Origin of the sequence: Kribbella steppae, from assembly GCF_004342025.1 — a bacterium.
Lineage (GTDB): Bacteria > Actinomycetota > Actinomycetes > Propionibacteriales > Kribbellaceae > Kribbella > Kribbella steppae.
Map to the genome: position 1 here is coordinate 49270 of NZ_SLWN01000004.1, position 20364 is coordinate 69633.

Here is a 20364-nt window from a genome sequence, read left to right on the forward strand (position 1 = left end):
CCAGCAGTTAACTACCGGCCAGGCCACCGGCGATTGCCTCGATCAACTGTGGACGCAACTCGTTGGCGCTGATCACCGCATCGACCGAGCCGACCTCGACCGCTCGCTGGATACTGTGCACCCGATCGAACCCGGTCGCGACCTCCCCCAGCTTCTCGGCCCGTACGGCGGTCCGCACCTCGGCCAGCTCGGTCGCCAAGGCGGCCCGCTCGGCTCCGGTGGCCTCGCGCACCCGCTCGGCCAGCGTCGCCACCCGCGGATCGGACGCGGTCCGGGCGTCGACCTCGCCGGCGAAAACAACCGCCGCCGCCGGCGCACCGCCGATCACCGAGGCGAACGAGCCCTCCACCGCGAGCACCGTCATCGACGGGTTCAGCGCCTTGGAGAACACCACGAACGCGCCGCCGTGGTAGCGCGACACCACGCAGAACACGATCGGGCCGTCGAAGTTCACGATCGCGCGGCCGATCTCGGCGCCGTACTCGAGCTGCAGGTTCCGCATCGAGTCCGGTGAGCCGTCGAAACCGGACAGGTTGGCCAGCACGACCAGCGGCCGGTTCCCGCTGGCCGCGTTGATCGCCCGGGCCGCCTTCTTCGACGAGCGCGGGAACAGCGTGCCCGCGGTGTAGGTGTCCGGACCGTCGGTGGGCGGGAAGCCCCGGCGCGGTACCGACCTGGACTCGATCCCGAGCAGACAGACCGGGTACCCGCCGAGCCGCGCGTCCTGCACCACCGCGGTGTCCGCGTCGGCCATCCCGGCCCAGCGCTCCAGCACCGGGTGGTCCTGGTCGGTGACGGACCGCATCAGCGTGCGGATGTCGAACGCCTTCTTGCGTTCCGGGTTCGTCGCCGACGAGAAGATCTCGCCGACCGTGCGGAAGTCGCTACCCGCGACGTTGTGCGGGTACGTCGTCACGTCGCGGTCGACCGGGTCGGACGTCTCGGCCCGACGTGGACCCGTCTCCCCCGGTACGACGTACGTGTGGTCGTAATGCGACATCAGCACGTCCCGGGCACCCTTGAGGTCGGGCGCCCAGTACTGCGCCTGGCCGTTCGGGCCCATCACCCGGTCGTAGCCGCCGATGCCGAAGTTGTCCTCCGCGGAGACACCACCGGAGAAGTCCAGCGACTGTTTGCCGGTCAGCACCATCGCGCTGTCCGGCGTCATCACCAGGATGCCCTTGGTGTGCATCAGCATCGTCGCCTCGGCGTTCCAGTACGGCTGCGCGCCGACGTTGATGCCGGCGACAACGATGTTGATCTCGCCGCCGTCCTGGGTGAACTCGACGATCCGCTTCAGCGCCTTCGCCACCCAGTCCATGTTCTCGGTGCCGGAGTCCATCGAGATCCGGGCACCGGCGGACAGCGAGTACCACTCCACCGGCACCCGCATCCGCTCGGCCAGGTCGAGCGCCGCGATGATCCGCGAGCATTCCGCTTCCGCCACCGCGCCGAGCGCCTTGGTCGGGTCGCCGCTGAGCACGACACGTGTGACGCCCTCCGGATGCCGGGAGGTCGGGGTGGTGACCACACCGGCGATCAGCCCGGCCTTGTTCAGTCCGCGCGGCCGCGCCGCCGGCGCCAGCGCACCAGCGTCATCCAGGTCGTACTCCGTCCAGGTGCCACCCGGCCCGGCCACCATGCCGGCGACCTCGTAGGGGTAGACGGTGTTGCGGCGGCGGGAGCGCTGGACCTTCTGCGCGTAGTCGTCGAGCGGCTTGAGCCGCTCGGTCGGCGGCTGCTCCACGGACGTGACGACACTCGCGCCGTGCTGGTAGTAGAACCGCGCGGCCAGCAGGTTGACCGAGCCGTCCGGCGTCGCCACCCGGCCCTGCACGAGGACCTCCTCGATCCCGGCGCCCGCGGTCATCGGCGCGATATTGCGCCGCAGAGCAGTGAGCTCGTCGACCTGGGCGTCGACCTGTGGCCAGATGTGCACCCAGACGTGGTTCATGTCGAGCTTGGCCCCGGCTGCGCCGCGCTCGGTCCGGGCCCGGCGGATCGCCTCCAGGCAGTTCGCGATCGCCCGCTCCGCGTGCGGCAGCGAGGTCACCTGACCGTCCTCGTCCCGGACCACCGCGAACTGGCGGACCTGGGCCAGCGCGACGAGCCGCTGGTCGGCCTCGTTGTCACGAGCCACACAGTGGTAGAGCAGTACGTCCTCGGGCGCGTCCAACCGGGTGATCCGGAAGTCGTGCAGCCGCCACAGCGTCAGTCGCCGGCCGACCATCGGGTGCACACCACGGACGTTGTCGTCCTCGATCACCGAACCGCCGGCCGGGCGGTAGGTGAAGTACCAGACCGGCCGGTCCTGACCCGGTGCGATCGCGACGGAGAACCGCCGTACCTGCTGGGAGACCGGAAGAGCGGCTATCAGGTCGCTGAGGAGATCCGACGCCTCCTGCTGCGCCTCCGGCACATCTGGGCCATGCAGGTAGAGCTCCGCGACGGCCTCATGTCCGGCTGGACGGGTCTCCACCTGCGCGGTCAGCGCCTGGACCAGCGCGCTTTCCGGGTCGGCCAGCTCGGCCACCGTACCGACCGTGGTGACCAGGTGGCTCAGCCGGTCGTCGATCGAGTAGTCGGCGGTCGCAAACGGCCGTCCACCGACGGCGAATTCCTGCAGGTCGTGCAGCTCGTACTCGCGGTAGTGCCGGCGGATGAGCACCTCGAGCATCGGCTCCCGCTCACCCCAGCCCCGCTCGACTCGCTGGGCCAGGAAGCGGACGATCGGCTCCGGGATACTGGCCAGCGCGTCGATCCGCTCATTGCGGTTCGGCGCGGCCGGGTCTGCGGCGAGCGACGCGACCTCGTCGCTGACGCCTGCCAGCACCGAGGCTCGTTCCGCGTCCACCAGCGGCTGGTCGTACCAGCGGAACCGGACACTCCGGGCCAGGTCGCCGATCACCGGGAAGCGCAGCTGGGTGGCCAGCACGAGCCGATCCAGCAACTCGTGCGCACCCTCGTCCAGCGTGGCGGCAGGCCGCGGTTCAGCGATCCAGCGCTGCAGCACCGACGTCACCAGCACCACATCCGGGGTGGACCGCTGCTGGGCGAGGAAGATCCGGAAGACGGCTTCCTCCAGCTCGGTACTGCGCTCGAAGTCGGCCACACCGTAGTGCCCGAGCACCCGACCGAGCCGAGCCTCGAACTCGGCCGGCAGACCGCCACGCTCGGGGTCAAGGCTCTGCAGGTAGGTGTGGAAGTGCTCCCGCGGGCTGTGCACCCGGTTCTCGGTGCTGATCTCCTCACCGGCCGGCCGGTTGCGGCTCAGCTCGGCGAAGTCCGCGAACACCTGCAACAGGGCGATCTCGGCATGCACCGGCGGCTCCGGCAACTCCGAGCGCGCGGCGAGGTAGTCGGCCAGCATGCCGCCCTCGTCCCGCGGGTCGATGTCGAACCCGAGCAGCATGCTGCGCAGATCGTCCAGACCTCGCTCGGCCCGCTCGGCCGCGGACTTCTCCCCCGACCCGTTCGGCAGATCCAGCTGTACGCCGTTCTCCACCGGCGCAGCCTCCTCCGCCCCGGCCTCGTCGTCGACCGGCTCCAGCCGGAGCAGCGGTGCACCGGTCTCCACCTGGCTACCGGTGGAGACCAGCAACTCCTTCACGGTGGCCTTGAACGGCGCGTTCAGCACCGTCTCCATCTTCATGCTCTCGAGCACCAGCACCGGAGCACCGGCCTCGACCACGCTGCCGCTCTGGACCGGCGTCGCGACCACGAGTGCCGGAGCAGGAGAACGCAGTACGCCGCCTTCGTCCCGGCTGACCCGGTGCGTGACGCCGTCCACCTCGACCAGGTGCACGGGGCCGTGCGTGGCGGTGACCAGCCGGAACCGCTGCCCGCCGACGACGAGCCGGCTGCTGTAGGAGTCCAGTCGCTCCAGCTCGGCGTCGACCACCTTGAACTCGGTGCCGCTGCCGACACCGACCCGGAACCGGTCCGGCCCGATCCGCGCGACGGTCACCCGGTACACGACCCCGCGGAGCTTCAGGTCGATCGCCCGGCCCACCTCGTGCTGCACCTGCGGGCGGCCGCCGTGCGCAGTCTCCAGCAACCGCGCTCGCTCGACCTGCTCGGCCTCCTCGTATCCCTCGATTGCCGCCGCGACCAGCGCGACGCCGGAGTGCCGGTGCGAAACCAGCCGTCCCTCGCCGCGAACCCGGTCGATCCAGCCGGTGTCGGCAGTTCCGTCGATCACCTCAGGCTGATCCAGCAACTCGAGGATGAAGCTCTTATTCGTCGTACCGCCGTCGATCAGCACGGTGGTCGCGCCCACAGCCCGGCGCAGTCGTGCGAGCGCCTCGTCGCGGGTCCGGCCGTAGGCGATGATCTTCGCGATCATCGAGTCGAAGTCGGCCGGGATGCTGTCCCCCGCGCTGACCCCGGTGTCCACTCGGACCCCAGGTCCGGCCGGCAGATCGAGTACGGCGATCCGCCCCGGCGACGGTGCGAAGTCGCGATCCGGGTCCTCGGCGTTCAGCCGCGCCTCGACGGCGTGCCCGGTCTCGGCCGGCTTGCTGCCTTCCAGCCGACCGCCGGCGGCGACGTGCAGCTGGGCCTTCACCAGGTCGAAGTCGGTGGTCAGCTCGGTGATCGGGTGCTCAACCTGCAGCCGGGTGTTCACCTCGAGGAACGCGAAGGTCTTGTCACCCGGGTGGTACAGGAACTCGACCGTCGCGGCACCGCGGTAGCCGACCGCGAGCGCCAGCCGCTCGGCCGACGCCTTCAGGTCCTCGACCTGCGCCGCGGAAAGCAGCGGGGAGGCAGACTCCTCGATCACCTTCTGGTTGCGGCGCTGCACCGAGCAGTCGCGGACGCCGAGCGCCCACGCGGTGCCCTGACCGTCGGCGATGACCTGCACCTCGACGTGCCGGGCGCCGGTGACCAGACGCTCCAGGAACACCACGCCACTGCCGAATGCCCGGGCGGCCTCGTCGCTGGTCCGCGCGTACGCGTCCTCGAGCTCCTCCGCCGACCGGACCACGCGGATCCCCCGGCCGCCACCGCCCGCGGTGGCCTTCAGCATCAGCGGATAGCCGATCGACGCGGCCGCCTCCAGCGCGGCATCCAGCGTTTCGACTGCGCCACGGCTCCACGGCGCGACCGGTACGCCGACCTCCTCGGCGATCAGCTTGGACCCGATCTTGTCGCCCAGCTTGCGCATCGCCTCCGGCGGCGGGCCGATGAACGTCACACCGAGCCGCTCGCAAAGCTCCGCGAAGGCGGGGTCCTCGGCGACGAAGCCCCAGCCGACCCAAGCGGCATCGGCCTCGGTCTCACGCAGGGCGCGCTCCAGCACCTCGAGATCGAGGTACGGCCGCGCCGACGCCGGGCCGAGCGGATAGGCGATATCGGCCTCGCGGACGAACGTAGCGGTCCGCTCACCCTCCGTGTACAGAGCGATCGTCTCGATCGGCTCACCGCCCTCGGCGTTGAGCTCCCGAACCGCGTTGATCAGCCGCATCGCGGCCTCGCCCCGGTTCACCACTGCGATACGCTTGAACATCGACCGCCTCCGTGTCTCACCCTGCATGTCGCGTCCGGGCCATGTGGTCTTCGGCCGTCCGCTGGCACAGGTTTTCAGCCCCGAAGCCCTACCGTCGAGTCGGCCCCCTGTTCGGGAGCGTCGTCACGCCTGGTAGTCACCCCGTCATCAGGTCAAGAGCGCCTTCGTCGCCGGTACGACGTCCGCCGCGAACCGGGTGATCTGGGTCAGATCGTGCTGCTCCGGCCAGAAGATGAACGTCCGGAACGGCTGCTCGGTCGCCAGCCGGGCGAAGAACGCGGCCCACTGGTCCGGAGTACCCCGCAACGGAGCGTCGCCCTGAGTGGTGTCGGTGTCGCCGGGTCCGTCGGTGATGGTCCCAACGATCTGTGCGATCCGGACCACCTCCGCCGGATCCCGGCCGGCCGCCTTGGCCGCCTCGTCGATGATCGCGTTCGCACCGGCCCATCCGTCGTACGGGAGGTAGCGCGGGATCGGCGCGGCCCAGCCGTCGGCCAGCCGGCCGGTGAGTTGCATCGACCGCGGTCCGACCGAGCCGACCCAGATGGCGATGTCGTGCAGCGGCAGCGGCCCGGTGCGGACGTTGAGCGGGTAGTACTTGCCGTCAGCAACCACTCGGTCGGGCTCCGTCCACAGCCGCCGGAGCAGGCCGATTCCCTCCGCGAGTGCCTCGAGGGCCTCGGCCGGCGTACGGTCCGGGCCGCCGATGCCGGTGATACCGCGCTGGAACCCGCCCGCACCCAGTCCGAGCTCGAACCGCCCGCCTGACAGTACGTCGAGCGCAGCGGCCGACTGGGCCAGCAGACCCGGCGGCCGCAGCGGCAGCGGGGACACGTCCGGGAAGAACCGCAGCCGCTCGGTCCTGGCCAGCAGATCCCCGATCAACGTCAGCGCGTCGATCTGGCTGGGCGCGTACGGATGGTCCTGCACCGCGACCAGGTCGAGCCCGCCCTCCTCGGCCGCCGCGACCAGTTCCCGATGCAGACCCACCGCTGCGGTCGGCGTCACCTGCACTCCGAATTCGACCATGCCGACAGGATGACAGTTGCAGGGCACTTGAACTCAAGCGAGCTGGATGGAATCCCCGGTGACGGTGATCTGCTTGGCCGCCAGCGGCTGCGGCGCCGGGTCGCTGACCACCGAACCGTCGTTGATGTCGAACTTGCTCCCGTGGCAGGTGCAGTTGATCGTGCCGCCCTCGACGTTGGCGACCTGGCACTGCTCGTGGGTGCAGACCGAGGTGAAGGCCTTGAACGTGCCCGCCGTGGGCTGGGTGATGACGACCTGGCTGTCGCCGATGATCACGCCGCCGCCGACCGGGACGTCCGCGGTCTTCGCGAGCACCGCGTCGGCCGGAGCCGACGGAGGTGGCGCGTTCTTGGGTTCGCCGTACGTGCTGCAGCCGGCGACCGCGGCGACGGCGGCCGCGCTCGCGGCGAGGACAGTACGGCGACTCGGTTCGTCCACAGTGGGTCCTCTCAACGAATGATGCCGAAGGTGGTGAAGAACCACAGCGACGAGGTCAGCCACAGCCCGACCAGACCGGTGAAGACTGCCCCACCTACCGCTGGCAACAGCCAACGCGGCAGGTCGTTCCGGCTCAGCGTCAGCATCTTGGCCGTGAACGCGCCGTAGAAGAAGCAGCCGAGCAGGGAGTGCACGAGTACGCGTGGCTCGTCGTACTGGAATCCCAACGCATAAAGGCAATGCGCGACCACCGGAAGCGTGACCGCGACAGCGGCTCGTCCCGACCACCGGTGCAACGGCCCGACCCAGCGCGACCCAGCCAACGCTTTCAGGTGCCCGAACAGAGCCAGGGCCGAGATCAGTTGTACGACGGCCAGCACCACAGCGACCGTTGCCAGCCAGGCCTTCACCGACTGCGGACTGGAGAAGCCGGCCACGTTCACCGCGACGCCGGTCGGATCGTGCAGCCGGCCGTAGACCCCGAGGACGACGGCGACCGCGGCACCGACGGACAACGGGATCACGACCCTGCTCGCGGCCCGGACCGGCACAGTCGTCGTCATCGCACTCCTCAGAACGTCTCGTCGCCGGTGATCGACGCGGCCGTGACCTCGGCACCGCCGACGGTCGCCGCACCGCTGGCCGGATCGAGCGGAGGCGCGGGCGCCGGGGTGCCGTCGTTGTCGATGCCGACCTGACTGCCGTCGGGGAGGATGATCCAGCCGATGGTGTTGCTCGAGGTCTTTGCGCGGTACAAGCCCGCCGGTGGGTCTGCCTTGTCGATCGTGAAGGACCACTGTCGACCGCGCACGGTGACTGTGCCGGTGACGGCCTCTGCGGCCACGGTCCCGACCAACTGGTCACCGGCCTTGGAGCGCAGCGCGAGCCGGCCGGCCGTGTGCGTTCCGGTCAGCCAGGCCTCGACACTGCGGCCGTCGCAGACGTACGCCGCGGCCCGGCCGCCCTTCACCGCGATCGCGAGGGTGGCCTCGCGTCCCGTCGTACGGCCTGTGTAGACCGCGACGATCTGCTGTGCTGGGGTCGTCTTCGAAGCAGCAGGAGGAGTAGCGGTAGGAGTCGGGTCCGGTGATGGCGGTGGACTGGTTGTGGCGGGCACGCTGGGCGCGGCGGCGCCAGGGCTGGAGGTGCCGGTCTGGGTGCTGTTCACGACAAGCAGCGCCACCAGACCGACGGCTGTCGCCGCCAGCGTCACCAGCGGACTGCGTTGCCCCATGGCTCCCCCACCCCCGCTGTCGAGAATCGCCGTACCCACGCCTCGGGTCAACGGCTCACGTCCCGTTGCTACATTCGGCAGGGTGAGTCAGCACGGACACACCCATCGACTGGATCTCGACGACGCCACGCTGCGGGAGTGGGACGCGGTGGTCGTCGGCATCGATCCCGAACGCGGCATCGTGCTCGACCGGTCCGCGTTCTACCCCGGCGGAGGCGGCCAGCCGCCGGATCAGGGCGTCCTGCTCTGGGGCGGCGTCCGGACCCGCATCCAGGGCACGGTCAAGGGCGACGACCTCTATCTGGTGCCGCACGAGGACGACCCGGTGCCGCCGGTGGGAACGGCCGTCCGAGGTGCGCTCGACGATCAGCGCCGTACGGACCTGATGCGGACGCACTCCGGTCTGCACGTCCTGACCGGCGTGGTCTTCCGGGACTTCGGCGCGCTCGTTACCGGCGGAAACATGGAGCCGCTCACGGCCCGGATGGACTTCGACCTGGCCGAGGTCCCGCCGGACTTCAAGGACCGGGTGGCCGAGGCGGTCAACGCGGAGATCAGCACCGACCGCCGGATCACGGTGGCCAACCTGCCGCGCGAGGAAGCGTTCGCGATCCCGGACATCATCCGCACCGCCACCAACCTGCTGCCACCCGATATCGAGGTCGTCCGGATCGTCGACATCGCCGGCCTCGACACCCAGGCCGACGGCGGCACCCACGTCGCCTCCACCGCGATGATCGGCCGGATGGACGTCGTGAAGATGGAGAGCAAGGGCCGCGGCTTCCGCCGCCTCCGCGTCCGCATCACCTGACCCTCGGGAGGGGCAGACTGCGGAACTGGAGAGGGGAGGCACACGATGGGTGCGCTGGCAGAACAGCTTCGGGGTGTGGTGGAGGGGCCGGTCTTCGGGCCCGAGGACGAAGGTTTCGCGGCGGAGGTGGCGGGGTTCAACCTCGCCGCACAGCACAGTCCCGAGGTAGCCGTCGGGATCACGTCGGAGGCGGATGCCGCCGCGGTGGTGCGCGCGGCAGCTGAGAGCGGTACGCCGGTCCGCGTACTGGCGACCGGTCATGGATCACCTGTACCGATCACCGACGGTGTCCTGGTCACCACGTCGCGACTGGCGAACGTCACCATCGACGTGGACGCCAAGATCGCGCATATCGATGCAGGCTGCCGGTGGGCCGAAGTCATCGCGGCCGCGGGCGAGCACGGGCTCGCGCCGGTCACCGGCGCGTCCGACGCCGTCGGCTGCATCGGTTACACGCTCGGCGGTGGTCTCGGACCGCTCGCCCGGACGTACGGCTTCTCGTCCGACTGGGCGCGCGGCTTCCGCGTCGTGACGGGCTCCGGCGAGGTCGTCACGGCCAACGCTGACGAGAACGCCGACCTGTTCTGGGCCCTGCGCGGCGGCAAGGGCGGTTTCGGCCTCGTCATGTCGATGGACTTCGCACTCGTCGAGCTCAGCACCCTGTACGGCGGCTCGGTGTTCTTCGACGCCGACGACATCGCGACCGTGTTCGGAACCTGGACCGAGTGGACGAAGACGCTGCCCGAGACCGCGAACTCCTCGGTCGTGATCCTGCGCCTGCCCCCGCTGGAATTCATCCCCGAACCGCTCCGGGGCAAGACGGTGCTCAGCGTCCGGTTCGCCTTCGTCGGCGATCCGGCCGAGGGCAAGAGCCTGTTCCAGCCGATCCGGGACGCCGGTACGGCGCTCATCGACACCGTCGGCGAGATGGCGGCCACCGACATCGCGCTCATTCACAACGACCCGAAGGACCCCACGCCGGCGTTCGACCGCGGTCAGCTGCTGAACGACATCGACGCCGGCTTCGTCTCGGCGTTCCTCGAGGCGGTCGGTCCGGAGCGGCAACTGCCCCTCGTCGCCATCGAGATCCGGCATCTCGGCGGAGCAGCGAGTCGCGACGTACCGGAAGGCAGTGCGGTCGGTGGGCGCGGCGGCGCCTACAGCCTGGTGCTGATCGGCGTGCCCGATCCGAGCCTGTTCGAGACGGTACTGCCGGGTGTGGTCGACGGCGTCAGGGCCGGGCTGACCGACTGGATCTCGGCCGAGACCACGATCAACTTCGACGCTGCCTTCTCATTCCCCGGTTCGTACCAGGCAGCCTGGCCGTCGGACACGTTCAGCCGGCTGGCCGAGGTGCGCGCGGCGTACGACCCGGATCAGGTGTTCCCGTACGGGCCGGCCAGCTAGTCGCGCCAGGAGTACTGCGGGTCGTAGCCGAGCAGCTTGCGGGCCTTGTCGATCGACAGCAGGGTCTCGTTCGGGCCGAAGGGCCGTTTCACCGGTACGCCGGGGAAGACTTCGGCCAGCAGTTCTTCGTTCGGCCGGGTCATCACCGTGTCCGCGTTCGCGATGATGAACACGTCGGTGCCGGTGACGTCGTACTCGAGCGCCTTGCGGACCGCCTGAGCACCGTCGCGCGCGTCGATGTAGCCCCAGAGGTTCCACTTGCGCAGCCGGGCGTCCGCGTCGAACGACGGGAAGTTCACGTAGTCCTCGGGGTACATCACGTTGGAGAACCGCAGGCCGATCAGCTTGAGGTCCGGATGCCACCGGACCAACTGCCGGGCCAGCTCCTCCTCCAGCGTCTTCACCAGCGAGTACGTGCTGTTCGGCTGCGGCGGATACTCCTCGTCCACCGGCACGTACGGTGGGAAGTCGTCGAACGGCAGCCCCAGCACGGTCTCGCTCGACGCCCAGACGATGTTGCGAACGCCGGCCCGCAACGCCGCCGAGAACACGTTGTAGGTCGCGACCATGTTGTTCTCGAACGTCGCCGCGTTCGGCCGCAGCCCCGGCGCCGGGATCGCGGCCAGGTGGACGACCGCGTCGACACCGTCGTGCCGGTCGTCGATCCCCGCGAGTGCCTCGTAGGTCTGGCCGAAATCGGTCAGATCGACCCGTGACGACGTCACGCCGGTCCGGGCCGGTGGCGCCTGGTCGAGGGCGACCACGTCCCAGCCGTTGTCCACCAGGTGATCGACGACTGCCCGGCCGAGCTTGCCGCTGCTTCCGGTGACCGCAACCCGTGCCATCCGTACTCCCTTTCCAGCTGTTGCTCCCGATAATTCCACGCCAGGCAAGCGCTATCAGCCGGTAACCAAGCAGTGGACTAGGCTCGACCCTGTGAAACTAGCTGGGCGGATGGAACGTCTCGGGACCGAGTCGGCGTTCGAGGTGCTGGCCAAGGCCAAGGCTTTGGAGGCGAGCGGCCGGGAGATCGTGCACCTCGAGATCGGCGAGCCGGACTTCGACACCCCGGCCCACGTCGCGGCCGCCGCGCAGCAGGCCCTGGACAAGGGCCACACGCATTACGTGCCAGCGCCCGGCATCCCGGAGCTGCGGACCGCAGTGACGGACTTCCTCGAACGCACCGGCCGGCTCAGCACCTCACCGGACCGGGTGCTCATCACACCGGGCGCCAAGCCGATCATGTTCTTCACGATCATGGCGCTGTGCGAGGAGGGCGACGAGGTCCTCTACCCGGACCCGGGCTTCCCGATGTATGCCTCGATCGCCGCGTTCGCGGGCGCCACGCCGGTCCCAGTGCCGCTGCGCGAGGAGAACGGGTTCGTCATCGACCCCGAGGAGTTGGCGTCGCTGGTCACGCCTCGCACCAAGCTGCTGATCCTCAACTCCCCGCACAACCCGTGCGGTAGTGCCTCGACCCCCGAGCAGCTCGAGGCAATCGCCGAGATCGCCATCCGGCACGACCTGGTCGTTCTCAGCGACGAGGTCTACTGGGCGCTGCGGTACGACGGCGACCACCACAGCGTGCTCGACATCGACGGCATGGCCGAGCGGACGATCCTGCTCGACGGCTGGTCCAAGACGTTCGCGATGACCGGCTGGCGGCTGGGCTTCGGTGTGTTCCCGCAGCCGCTGATCGAGCCGATCACCCGCCTGGTGATCAACTCGGTCTCCTGTACGTCGGCCTTCAGCCAGCATGCCGCGATCGCTGCCCTCGAAGGTCCGTGGGACGACGTCGACACCATGCTCGACGCGTTCCGGGAGCGGCGCGAGGTGATCGTGTCGGGCCTGAACGCCGTACCAGGTGTGTCGTGTGTCGAACCGGGCGGTGCGTTCTACGCGTTCCCGAACATCACCGAGCTCGGCATGTCCGCCGCCACCTTGGCCGACCGCCTGCTCGAGGAAGCCGGCGTCGCCTGCCTGCCGGGTACGTCGTTCGGTGCGTACGGCGAGGGCCATCTGCGCTTCTCGTACGCAAACTCGGTCGAGAACATCCGGCGCGCCCTGGACGCCTTCAAAGACCTGACGTCCTAGCGCCCTGACGTCCTAGAGCTCAGCCTCGGCCGGCTCGATGTGCAGCTGGCCCGAGTCGCGCTCGGGGCTCACAGCGATGGTCGGCGACGCCTCACCGGCGTCGATCATCCGGCTGATCAGTCGCTCCCGCAGCCGGGCGGCAACGTGGGTGTGTGAGCGGTAGCCGATGAGGTTGTCCAGCTCGTACGGGTCGGCCATCAGGTCGAACAGGTAGGTCTCGACGTAGTGATCCGCGCCGGCAGCGGCCGGATCGCAGTCCGGTGCGACAACGCCGTACTTCCACCGCTGCGTCCGCACCGCGCGGGCGGTCTCGGACTCGCTGACCTGGACGAAGACGTCGTCGCCCCACGCGGCCTTGCGATCGTGCAGCAGTGGCACGACCGACCTGCCCTGCATCTCCTTCGGCACCGGCAGGCCGGCGGCGTCGAGCAGGGTCGGTGCGAGGTCGACATGGCTGAGCAACTGGTTGACCTGACCGCCTCCGGTGAAGATGCCGCCGGTGGCCACGGTCGGGACCCGGATCGAGGCGTCGTGGACGGAGCGCTTGTACTCGGAGTTGCGCGTCTTGAAATGGTTCCCGTGGTCGGAGGTGAACAGGACGATCGTGTCGTCCCGCAGCCCGAGGCTGGTCAACGTGTCGAGCAACCGCCCGTAGGCCTCATCGATCCGCTTGATCATCCCGTAGTACCCGGGCAGTTGCCGGTACGACGTCCCGCCCAGCGTCGCCAGGTCGGGCGGGGTCCACGCACCGCGATAGGCCTCTTCGTAGCCCTCGGGAGCCGGGTAGTCGTCACGGCGGTTCTGATGATGTGGTTCCAGCAGTGACAGGAACAGGAAGAACGGCCGGTCCTTCGGTTTGGCGACGTACCGCATGGCGGCGTCGGTCAGCGCGTCCACGCGGTAGCCGGGCAGCTTCACCTGTGCGCCGGTGTCGTCGTACACGATCGTGTTGTAGGAGTCCGAGGTGTGTTCAAGCGCGTTCGCGGCTAGCCAGTACTCGTACCCACCGCGTTGCGCGGGAGCGACCGGCCCGCGAGAGGCAGAGTCGCCCAGATGCCATTTCCCGACGTACGCCGTTTCGTAGCCCGCGGCACCGAAGTGGTGCGCGAGCGTCCTGGCGTCCTCCGGCAGCGGAATGCCATTGCGATAGGGGCCCGCGGTCGTCGGATACAGGCCGGTCTGCAGCGTCGCGCGCGCCGGAGTACAAAGCGGTTGGCACGTGAACGAGTTGGCGAAATGCGTCCCCGCCCGCCCCACCCGATCCAGGTTCGGCGTCAGCCCCACCGGATTGCCGTGCAACCCGGTCGTGTCCCAGCGCTGCTGATCGGTAAGGAAGACAACGACGTTCGGACTCATGGTGTTGATCCTTTACTGATGGAGTCACCAGTGTCACGGTGAATGGCAGGTATCGGTCGCGCCGGAGACTGGAGGTTGGGATGAAGCCGTTCGCGTCTTCGGCTGATCTGTCCGAGAAGACCGAGACGCTCGAGGTCCTCGCCGACGGGGTGTACGCGCTGACCGCGGAGGGCGATCCGAACGTCGGTGCGATCGAGGCCGAGGACTTCCTGATCGCCTTCGAGGCCAGGGCCACGCCCGTCGCCGCCCGGGAATGGCTGGACCGGCTCCGTGAGCACACCACGAAGCCGGTGCGCTATCTGGTGCTCAGCCACTACCACGCGGTGCGGGTGCTCGGCGCGGCCGCGTTCGGCGCCGACGTGATCATCACGCACGACAACACCCGCAAGCTGATCGCGGAACGCGGCCAAGAGGACTGGGACAGCGAGTTCGGCCGGATGCCGCGGCTGTTCAAGGAACCTGCCTCGATCCCCGGCCTCACCTGGCCGGACCTGACGTTCTCCGACCAACTCACCATCGACCTCGGCGGTCAGCGCGGTGAACTGGTCCTGCAGTACTGCGGCCGCGGCCACACCGCCGGAGACATCGTCGCGTGGCTCCCCCGCCAGCGCATCCTGTTCGCCGGTGATCTGGTCGAGGCGCAGGCCGCGCTCTACACCGGGGACGCCTTCCACACGGATTGGTCGACGGGGACGCTCGACCGGGTGAAGGCGTTCGAGGCCGAGGCGCTCGTCGGCGGCCGCGGCGCCGTACCGCGTTCGCGCGAGGCGGTCGACGCCGCGATCGAGCAGACCCGGCACTTCCTGCTCGTGCTGCGCGAGAAGGTCGGGGCGGTGCACTCGCGTGGTGGGACGGTGGCCGAGGCGTTCCAGGAAGCGCATGCAGCGCTCGCCCCGGAGTACGGTCGCTGGCCGATCTTCGAGCACTGCCTGCCGTTCGACGTACAGCGTCTGTGGGACGAACTGGACGGCATCGACTGGCCGCGGATCTGGACTGCCGAACGTGACCGCGAGGTCTGGAACAGCCTTGTTTGACGGCCCTCCGATCGCGGTGATCGGCAACGGACCGGTCGGGCAGACCACCGCGTTGCTGCTGGCCCGTTGGGGCATCCCGGTGCTCCTGCTCGACCAGCGACCGGCCCGGGACGTCGTCGGTTCGAAGTCGATCTGCCAGCAGCGGGACGTGCTCGACATCTGGGCCTCGGTCGGTGCGGAACGGATCGCCCGCGAAGGCCTGGCCTGGACCACGGCGCGCACGTTCTACCGTGACCGCGAGCTGTTCTCCTGGTCGTTCGTGGATCCCGGCCGCTCGGCGTTGCCTGCCTGCGTGAACATCTCCCAGAGCCGCACCGAGGCGATCCTCGACGACTGCATCGCCGCTCAACCGCTGATCGACCTACGTTGGGGACACGAGGTCACCGGCATCTCCCAGGACGACACAGGTGTCACGCTGACCAGCGACACCGGGACGTTGCAGGTTGTGTACGCCGTGCTGTGCGCCGGCGCGCGGGCGGAGACGCTGCGGCAGCAGCTTGGTGTCACGTTCGAAGGCGAGAGCTTCGACGACCGATTCCTGATCTGCGACATCCGCGCGGACCTGCCGGGGTGGGAGAACGAGCGGCGGTTCTACTTCGACCCGGTCTGGAACCCGGACCGCCAGGTCCTCATCCATCCGTGCCCAGACTCGACGTACCGGATCGACTGGCAGGTGCCCGAGGACTTCGACGCGGAGGCCGAGCGGGCCGACGGTCGGCTGGACGCGCGGATCCGGCAGATCGTCGGCGACCGTCCTTACGAGATCGTGTGGCAGTCGGTGTACCGGTTCCAGTCCCGGTGCGCGGATCGGATGCGGGTCGGCCGGGTGCTGCTCGCCGGAGACTGTGCCCATCTGTACGCACCGTTCGGCGCCCGTGGTCTGAACTCCGGGGTCCCGGACGCCGAGAACGCGGCCTGGAAGCTCGCCTTCGTCCTGCACGGCTGGGCGCCGGTCGAACTCCTCGAGACCTACCACCTCGAACGGCACGCGGCCGCGCTCGAGAACCTCGACGTCACCAGCGCAACCATGAGATTCCTGGTGCCGCCCGATGCGGCCCACTGGTCACGGCGACGTGCCCTGCTCGACGCTGCCCTCGCCGATCCGGCCAAGGTCGCCGACGTGGACTCGGGCCGCTTCGCCGAGCCCTTCTGGTACGTCGATTCGCCGCTCACCACCGCCGATGCGACACGCCCGTTCGGCGGCCGGCCACCCCGCGGCCAACTCCCGCCGCCTGGTCCTGGCATCGTCGTTCCCGATGCGCCCGTGACCGGAGGCGGCCGGCTGCGCGAGCTGGTCCGCGACGGATTGTTGCTCCTGACAACCGACGGCACCCAGACAGCTGTGTCCGCCGAGGGCGTCGATGCGGCTGGCCTTGCCGCGACCATCGCAGCGGCCACCTGCGCACCGCATCGCGTCGTCAGCCTCACGGACCTCGGCCTCGACAACACTGTGGTCGGCGCACGTCCCGGCGAAGCATGGCTGATCCGCCCGGACGGTCACGTCTCGGCAGTTCTCACCGACCTCTCACCAGAGTCGGTTCGCACGGCTGTCCGGCGTACCCTCAGCGCCGGGAGAATGCCTGCTGAACTTTGACCGTGGCGGTCACGATGTCGGCGAGATCTTCCTCGTCGGCCATCAACAGACTCTGCCGGATCCAGACGATGGAATCCCCGGCGGCCTCCCCCACCGGGCACGGCTGGAGGTCGGAATACGGGCGGAGTGCGTCCTCGCGCGACAGCGAGCGATACCCGGAATCCAGCGGGATCCCCTCGGCCGTCATCGCCGCGATGAAGTCGGCCTTACTGCGTCCGCCGTACGCACGCGGCTCGTATCTCACCAGCGCAAGATGATGGCTGCTCCTGGTCGTGCCGACCGGTTCGGGAAGGATGTCCAGACCTTGCTTGCGGAGGAATCCGACCGAGCGTTCCCGGGTCGCGACCTGCTCGTCGAGGGCGGCGAGTTGCGGGATCAGGACGGCGGCCTGGAACTCCGTCATCCGCAGGTTCCAGCCGACATCGGGGTGCTCGTACCACCCACCCTCCAGGCTGCGTCCGACATTGTGGAACGCCCACAACCGCCGGTAGACGTCCTCGTCATCCGTGACGATCAGCCCACCCTCACCGGCCGTCATCGCCTTGCTGGACTGGAAGCTGAAGCACGCTGCATCGCCCAACGTGCCCACCGGCCGCCCGTGCCGCGTCGCGCCGTGCGCCTGCGCCGCGTCCTCGACGATCGGTACGCCGTACTGCCTGAGCGCCTCGACATCCGCCGGTGCACCGGCGAGGTGGACGGGCATGATCGCCTTCGTCCGCGGTCCGATCAGCCGTCCGACCGCAACCGGATCGAGGTGCAGTGTGTCCGGCGTGACGTCCGCGATCACCGGCCGCGCCCCCGCGAGGACAACCGAGGTCGCACTGGCCACGAACGTGTACGCGGGCACGATCACCTCGTCGTCCCGACCCACTCCCAGCGCTCGTAGAGCGAGGAAGAGTGCGACGGTGCCGTTGACGACACTCACGCCATACGACGCTCCGACCGAACGCGTGAACGCCTCGGTGAACTCGTTGACCTTCGTACCCGACGTGGCTCCCCACGCGCCGCTGTCGAGCACCTCCAGGAGCAGGTCGCGTTGTTCTTGCGTCGCCGGTGGTGGCCAGCTCGGCCAGGCCGCACGTCGTACCGGCGTACCACCGTCCTGTGCGAGCGTCATCGAGCTGCCTCCAGGAGTCTCGTCATGGTGCCGAACAGCAGTTGGTCGCGTTCCGCCGGCTCGATCGGCGCGAGCATCACCCGCCCCAGCCCGACGCGCAGATCCAGGAACAATGCGTCCGACCCGAAGACCATCCGATCCGCGCCGACGGTGGCGACCAGCCAGGCCACATGCCGCGCGGTCAGCCGCGAACTGCAGATCTCGAGCGTGACATTCGGGTACTGCGTGGCTACCTCAGCCGCCGCGGGAAGTCCGGCCGGGAACAGCCCGGCATGGCCCATCAGCAACTCGACCGACGGGTAGCGCGGGGCGACTTGCGCGAACCGCGCCGGGTCGCACCAGGGCGAGCCGTACATGCCGTGCGACAGGATGACTCCACCGTGCTCGGCGACAAGCTCGAACGCGGGTGCGTAGCCAGGTCCTTCGAGCGGATGCTGATGTGTGTCGGGGTGCAGCTTCAGCCCGATCACGCCGGGTGTCGCGAGCAGGTCGGCCGTCCGCTGCGGCGCCTCGGGGTCGTGCGGGTCATAGACGGCGTACCCGAGGAAGCGGCCCGGGTGCTTCTGGATCTCGTCCAGCAGGAGCGCGTTGCCGGCCCTGGAGTCGGGACCGATCGCGAGCAGGTGGGAGACGCACATGGTCGCGACGCCGCAGCTGTCCATCACCCGGACCAGGCTCTCGGTCGAACTGTCCGCGATCGCGAACGCGAACCACCCGCCGAGATGCCCGTGCGCGTCGATGATGCCCGTCATCCGAGCAGCTCCAGGACGTTGCCACCGGCAATCAGCTCGACGTCCCGTTCCGCCAACTCGAGGTGGTCGAGCTGGAACCGCGGCCCGGCGTCGTCGGTCTCGGGTGCTCCGGTGCCGAACAGCACGCGATGGGCGCCGTACCGGTTCGCCATCCACTCGACCTGCAGATGGCCACACAGACTCGCTGTGTCGACACGCACCTCCGAGTGGGCGTCCATGAGATCGGCGAGCTCCCGCAGCGCGCGATAGCCCGTGTTGATCAGCACGATCCGCAGCGTGGGCACCTCGGTCGCGAGCCGGTGGATCTCCGCGGGGCTCGCCGACTCCCACCCGAGCAGCACGGTGATGTTGCGCTCGGCAAGCTCCCGCGCGCCTTCTAGCCCCTGCGGGCCGCCGAGCGCGAACCGATGCTCAGCCGGACACATCCGCACAAGCCGTGCATCGGCCGGCACCGCCGTCCCCAGCGGTCCTGGTACGACGACCGGCACCCTCGTCAACCGTGGATGCTCCGGTCCGTCGACAGGCGTGACCGGGTCGTAGTGGAGCGCGTGCGAATGCACCACACAAGCCGCGTCGATCGCCAACCGGTCGAGCTCGGCCAGGAGCCCGGGCACGTCTCGACTCGGCACGTCGCCCACTGGAACCGGCCCGAGGATCCGGTTGGCGTCGACCACTCTCATCGCTGGCTCAACGCTGTCTCGACAGCAGTTCGTCGGATTGTTTCGCCGCCGCGTCGAGCGCCTGCTGCGGCGTCTTCTTCCCGGTCATCGCGGCCTGGATCTCGACGGCGAGCAGTGCCATCACCTGCCGTGCGGCCGGGTTCACCTCACCGTGGAAGGCGTACTGCAGCGCCTCCTCGAACTTCTTCGCCTGCTCGTCCGACGCCGGGACCGGCGCGTCGGTCCGTGGCGACAGGTAGTTCGACGCGGTCCCGAGACTGATGACCTGCTTCGGCTGGGTCATGAAGCTGAGGAACTTCTCCGCACCCTCGATGTTCTTCGACCCGGCGTTCACCGCGAGCCCGCCGGGCAGCCCGAACCCGACCCGCTTCTTGTTCTCCAGCGGTACGCCGACGACCACATTGGCCGCACCCCAGCTCGAGTTCACCGTCTTGGCGTCGATCAGCGTGTTGGTGAAGCCCATCGCCACCTGCTGCTTGCCGAGCGCGTGGTCGGCGACCAGGTTGGCGTTGGTCAGGCTGCTCTTCGGGATCCCACCCGTGTCGTACAGGTTCTTGATGAAGGTCAGCGCCTCGACGCCTGGCGCCTGGTTGAAGGCGACCTTCTTGCCGTCCTCGCTGAACACCGAGCCACCGGCCTGCCAGAGCAGCGGGTAGAAGCTGAGGTTCAGCGACGTCTCGGGTGAGGCCGAGTAGTCCAGCGTGGCGACGCCGGCCTGCTTGAGTTTCGGCGCGGCCGCCTTGATCTCGTCCCAGGTCTCCGGCGGCTTCGTGATGCCGGCCTTGGCGAGCAGTTTCTTGTTGTAGAGCGTGGTGGTGACGGTGTGATAGATCGGGGCGCCGTACAACTTGCCGTCGACGGTCAGCGCACTCAGCGCTCCGGGCAGGAACTTCGACTTGTCCGCCTCGAGCACCTTGTCGATCGGCTCGAGCGAACCGCTCTTGACGAACTGCGGGATCTGGTCCGGCCCGAGCAGCAGCACGTCCGGGCCCTTGCCGCCCGAGAACGCGGTGGCGAGCTTCTGGTCCCGGTTCAGCCAGGGTTGGTGCTCGATCTTCAGATCGACGTCGGTGTTGGCCGCCTCGAAGTCTTTCTCGACCTGCGACCAGTAGGCGGTGGCCGCCTTCTCGTCGGCGATGACCGGATACATCCAGACTGTGACGGGCTTTGCCGACGCCTCCTCGCCCGATCCGCCACAGGCGGTCAGTGCGGCGGCCGCGGCGAACGCGGTGAGCGGAACCACGAGACGGTTGATCTTCATCGGACCTCCACAGCCTTTACGGTCAGGACCGAAACTACCGCGCGGCGC

Annotated in this window: 16 protein-coding genes; 5 read left to right on the forward strand and 11 right to left on the reverse strand. The window is 69.0% G+C overall.

Annotated features, from left to right (window positions below):
- Positions 1-7: 7 nt before the first annotated feature.
- From EV652_RS12340 to EV652_RS12360, 5 genes are all read right to left on the reverse strand, one after another.
- Positions 8-5509 carry an ATP-binding protein gene (locus tag EV652_RS12340; protein ID WP_132209233.1) on the reverse strand — a complete coding sequence of 1834 codons (5502 nt, stop codon included), beginning with the start codon at positions 5507-5509 and terminating at the stop codon, positions 8-10.
- Positions 5510-5656: 147 nt separating this feature from the next.
- On the reverse strand, positions 5657-6538 hold the full coding sequence (locus EV652_RS12345) for an LLM class flavin-dependent oxidoreductase (RefSeq protein ID WP_132209234.1): 882 nt from the start codon (positions 6536-6538) through the stop codon (positions 5657-5659).
- Between the two features lie 33 nt (positions 6539-6571).
- A complete protein-coding gene (locus EV652_RS44580; RefSeq protein ID WP_369410011.1) occupies positions 6572-6976 on the reverse strand; it encodes a Rieske (2Fe-2S) protein in 405 nt (134 codons plus the stop codon).
- Between the two features lie 11 nt (positions 6977-6987).
- The gene (locus tag EV652_RS12355) at positions 6988-7539 is read right to left on the reverse strand and encodes a DUF6529 family protein (RefSeq protein ID WP_132209236.1); all 552 of its coding nucleotides are present in this window, start codon (positions 7537-7539) and stop codon (positions 6988-6990) included.
- Between the two features lie 8 nt (positions 7540-7547).
- Positions 7548-8210: a hypothetical protein gene (locus EV652_RS12360; RefSeq protein ID WP_132209237.1), complete on the reverse strand. Its 663-nt coding sequence runs from the start codon at positions 8208-8210 to the stop codon at positions 7548-7550.
- Positions 8211-8292: 82 nt separating this feature from the next.
- Here EV652_RS12360 and EV652_RS12365 point away from each other — a divergent pair, with 82 nt between their 5' ends.
- Positions 8293-9021 (forward strand): alanyl-tRNA editing protein, encoded by a 729-nt coding sequence (locus EV652_RS12365; protein ID WP_199238150.1) that lies wholly within the window; start codon positions 8293-8295, stop codon positions 9019-9021.
- A 45-nt stretch (positions 9022-9066) separates the two neighbouring features.
- Positions 9067-10428, forward strand: a complete 1362-nt coding sequence (locus EV652_RS12370; RefSeq protein WP_132209239.1) for an FAD-binding oxidoreductase — start codon at positions 9067-9069, stop codon at positions 10426-10428.
- Here the strand turns inward: EV652_RS12370 and EV652_RS12375 are convergent.
- Positions 10425-11273 (reverse strand): NAD-dependent epimerase/dehydratase family protein, encoded by an 849-nt coding sequence (locus tag EV652_RS12375; protein ID WP_132209240.1) that lies wholly within the window; start codon positions 11271-11273, stop codon positions 10425-10427. The genes EV652_RS12370 and EV652_RS12375 overlap by 4 nt on opposite strands.
- Positions 11274-11364: 91 nt before the next feature.
- Between EV652_RS12375 and EV652_RS12380 the strand changes: the two genes are divergently transcribed.
- Entirely contained in the window at positions 11365-12522 is a 1158-nt protein-coding gene (locus tag EV652_RS12380; protein ID WP_132209241.1) for a pyridoxal phosphate-dependent aminotransferase, read from the forward strand.
- Positions 12523-12534: 12 nt separating this feature from the next.
- Here the strand turns inward: EV652_RS12380 and EV652_RS12385 are convergent, their stop codons facing one another.
- The gene (locus EV652_RS12385) at positions 12535-13878 is read right to left on the reverse strand and encodes a sulfatase family protein (RefSeq protein ID WP_132209242.1); all 1344 of its coding nucleotides are present in this window, start codon (positions 13876-13878) and stop codon (positions 12535-12537) included.
- Between the two features lie 80 nt (positions 13879-13958).
- On the opposite strand from EV652_RS12385, the gene EV652_RS12390 reads away from it, so the two are divergent.
- Complete coding sequence (locus tag EV652_RS12390) at positions 13959-14912, forward strand: MBL fold metallo-hydrolase (protein WP_132209243.1); 954 nt, start codon at positions 13959-13961, stop codon at positions 14910-14912.
- Positions 14905-16506, forward strand: a complete 1602-nt coding sequence (locus EV652_RS12395; RefSeq protein ID WP_199238151.1) for an FAD-dependent monooxygenase — start codon at positions 14905-14907, stop codon at positions 16504-16506. Before EV652_RS12390 ends, EV652_RS12395 begins: the two co-directional genes overlap by 8 nt.
- On the opposite strand, the gene EV652_RS12400 is transcribed toward EV652_RS12395, so the two are convergent.
- Genes EV652_RS12400 through EV652_RS12415 form a run of 4 tightly spaced genes read right to left on the reverse strand, consistent with a single transcriptional unit; the run spans position 16475 to position 20316 of the window.
- The gene (locus EV652_RS12400) at positions 16475-17623 is read right to left on the reverse strand and encodes a DegT/DnrJ/EryC1/StrS family aminotransferase (RefSeq protein WP_132209245.1); all 1149 of its coding nucleotides are present in this window, start codon (positions 17621-17623) and stop codon (positions 16475-16477) included. The two genes, EV652_RS12395 and EV652_RS12400, sit on opposite strands and share 32 nt — an antisense overlap.
- Positions 17620-18375 (reverse strand): amidohydrolase family protein, encoded by a 756-nt coding sequence (locus EV652_RS12405; protein WP_132209246.1) that lies wholly within the window; start codon positions 18373-18375, stop codon positions 17620-17622. Before EV652_RS12405 ends, EV652_RS12400 begins: the two co-directional genes overlap by 4 nt.
- On the reverse strand, positions 18372-19055 hold the full coding sequence (locus EV652_RS12410; protein WP_132209247.1) for an amidohydrolase family protein: 684 nt from the start codon (positions 19053-19055) through the stop codon (positions 18372-18374). Before EV652_RS12410 ends, EV652_RS12405 begins: the two co-directional genes overlap by 4 nt.
- Positions 19056-19062: 7 nt before the next feature.
- On the reverse strand, positions 19063-20316 hold the full coding sequence (locus tag EV652_RS12415) for an ABC transporter substrate-binding protein (protein WP_132209248.1): 1254 nt from the start codon (positions 20314-20316) through the stop codon (positions 19063-19065).
- Between the last annotated feature and the right edge of the window lie 48 nt (positions 20317-20364).

Excerpts from the sequence above, each read along its gene's own strand:
- EV652_RS12385 (WP_132209242.1), bottom strand. The coding sequence starts at position 13,878 with ATGAGTCCGAACGTCGTTGTCTTCCTTACCGATCAGCAGCGCTGGGAC.
- EV652_RS12370 (WP_132209239.1), top strand. The coding sequence starts at position 9,067 with ATGGGTGCGCTGGCAGAACAGCTTCGGGGTGTGGTGGAGGGGCCGGTC.
- EV652_RS12410 (WP_132209247.1), bottom strand. The coding sequence starts at position 19,055 with ATGAGAGTGGTCGACGCCAACCGGATCCTCGGGCCGGTTCCAGTGGGC.
- EV652_RS12355 (WP_132209236.1), bottom strand. The coding sequence starts at position 7,539 with ATGACGACGACTGTGCCGGTCCGGGCCGCGAGCAGGGTCGTGATCCCG.
- EV652_RS12345 (WP_132209234.1), bottom strand. The coding sequence starts at position 6,538 with ATGGTCGAATTCGGAGTGCAGGTGACGCCGACCGCAGCGGTGGGTCTG.
- EV652_RS12340 (WP_132209233.1), bottom strand. The coding sequence starts at position 5,509 with ATGTTCAAGCGTATCGCAGTGGTGAACCGGGGCGAGGCCGCGATGCGG.
- EV652_RS12390 (WP_132209243.1), top strand. The coding sequence starts at position 13,959 with ATGAAGCCGTTCGCGTCTTCGGCTGATCTGTCCGAGAAGACCGAGACG.
- EV652_RS12405 (WP_132209246.1), bottom strand. The coding sequence starts at position 18,375 with ATGACGGGCATCATCGACGCGCACGGGCATCTCGGCGGGTGGTTCGCG.
- EV652_RS12415 (WP_132209248.1), bottom strand. The coding sequence starts at position 20,316 with ATGAAGATCAACCGTCTCGTGGTTCCGCTCACCGCGTTCGCCGCGGCC.
- EV652_RS12360 (WP_132209237.1), bottom strand. The coding sequence starts at position 8,210 with ATGGGGCAACGCAGTCCGCTGGTGACGCTGGCGGCGACAGCCGTCGGT.
- EV652_RS12400 (WP_132209245.1), bottom strand. The coding sequence starts at position 17,623 with ATGACGCTCGCACAGGACGGTGGTACGCCGGTACGACGTGCGGCCTGG.
- EV652_RS12375 (WP_132209240.1), bottom strand. The coding sequence starts at position 11,273 with ATGGCACGGGTTGCGGTCACCGGAAGCAGCGGCAAGCTCGGCCGGGCA.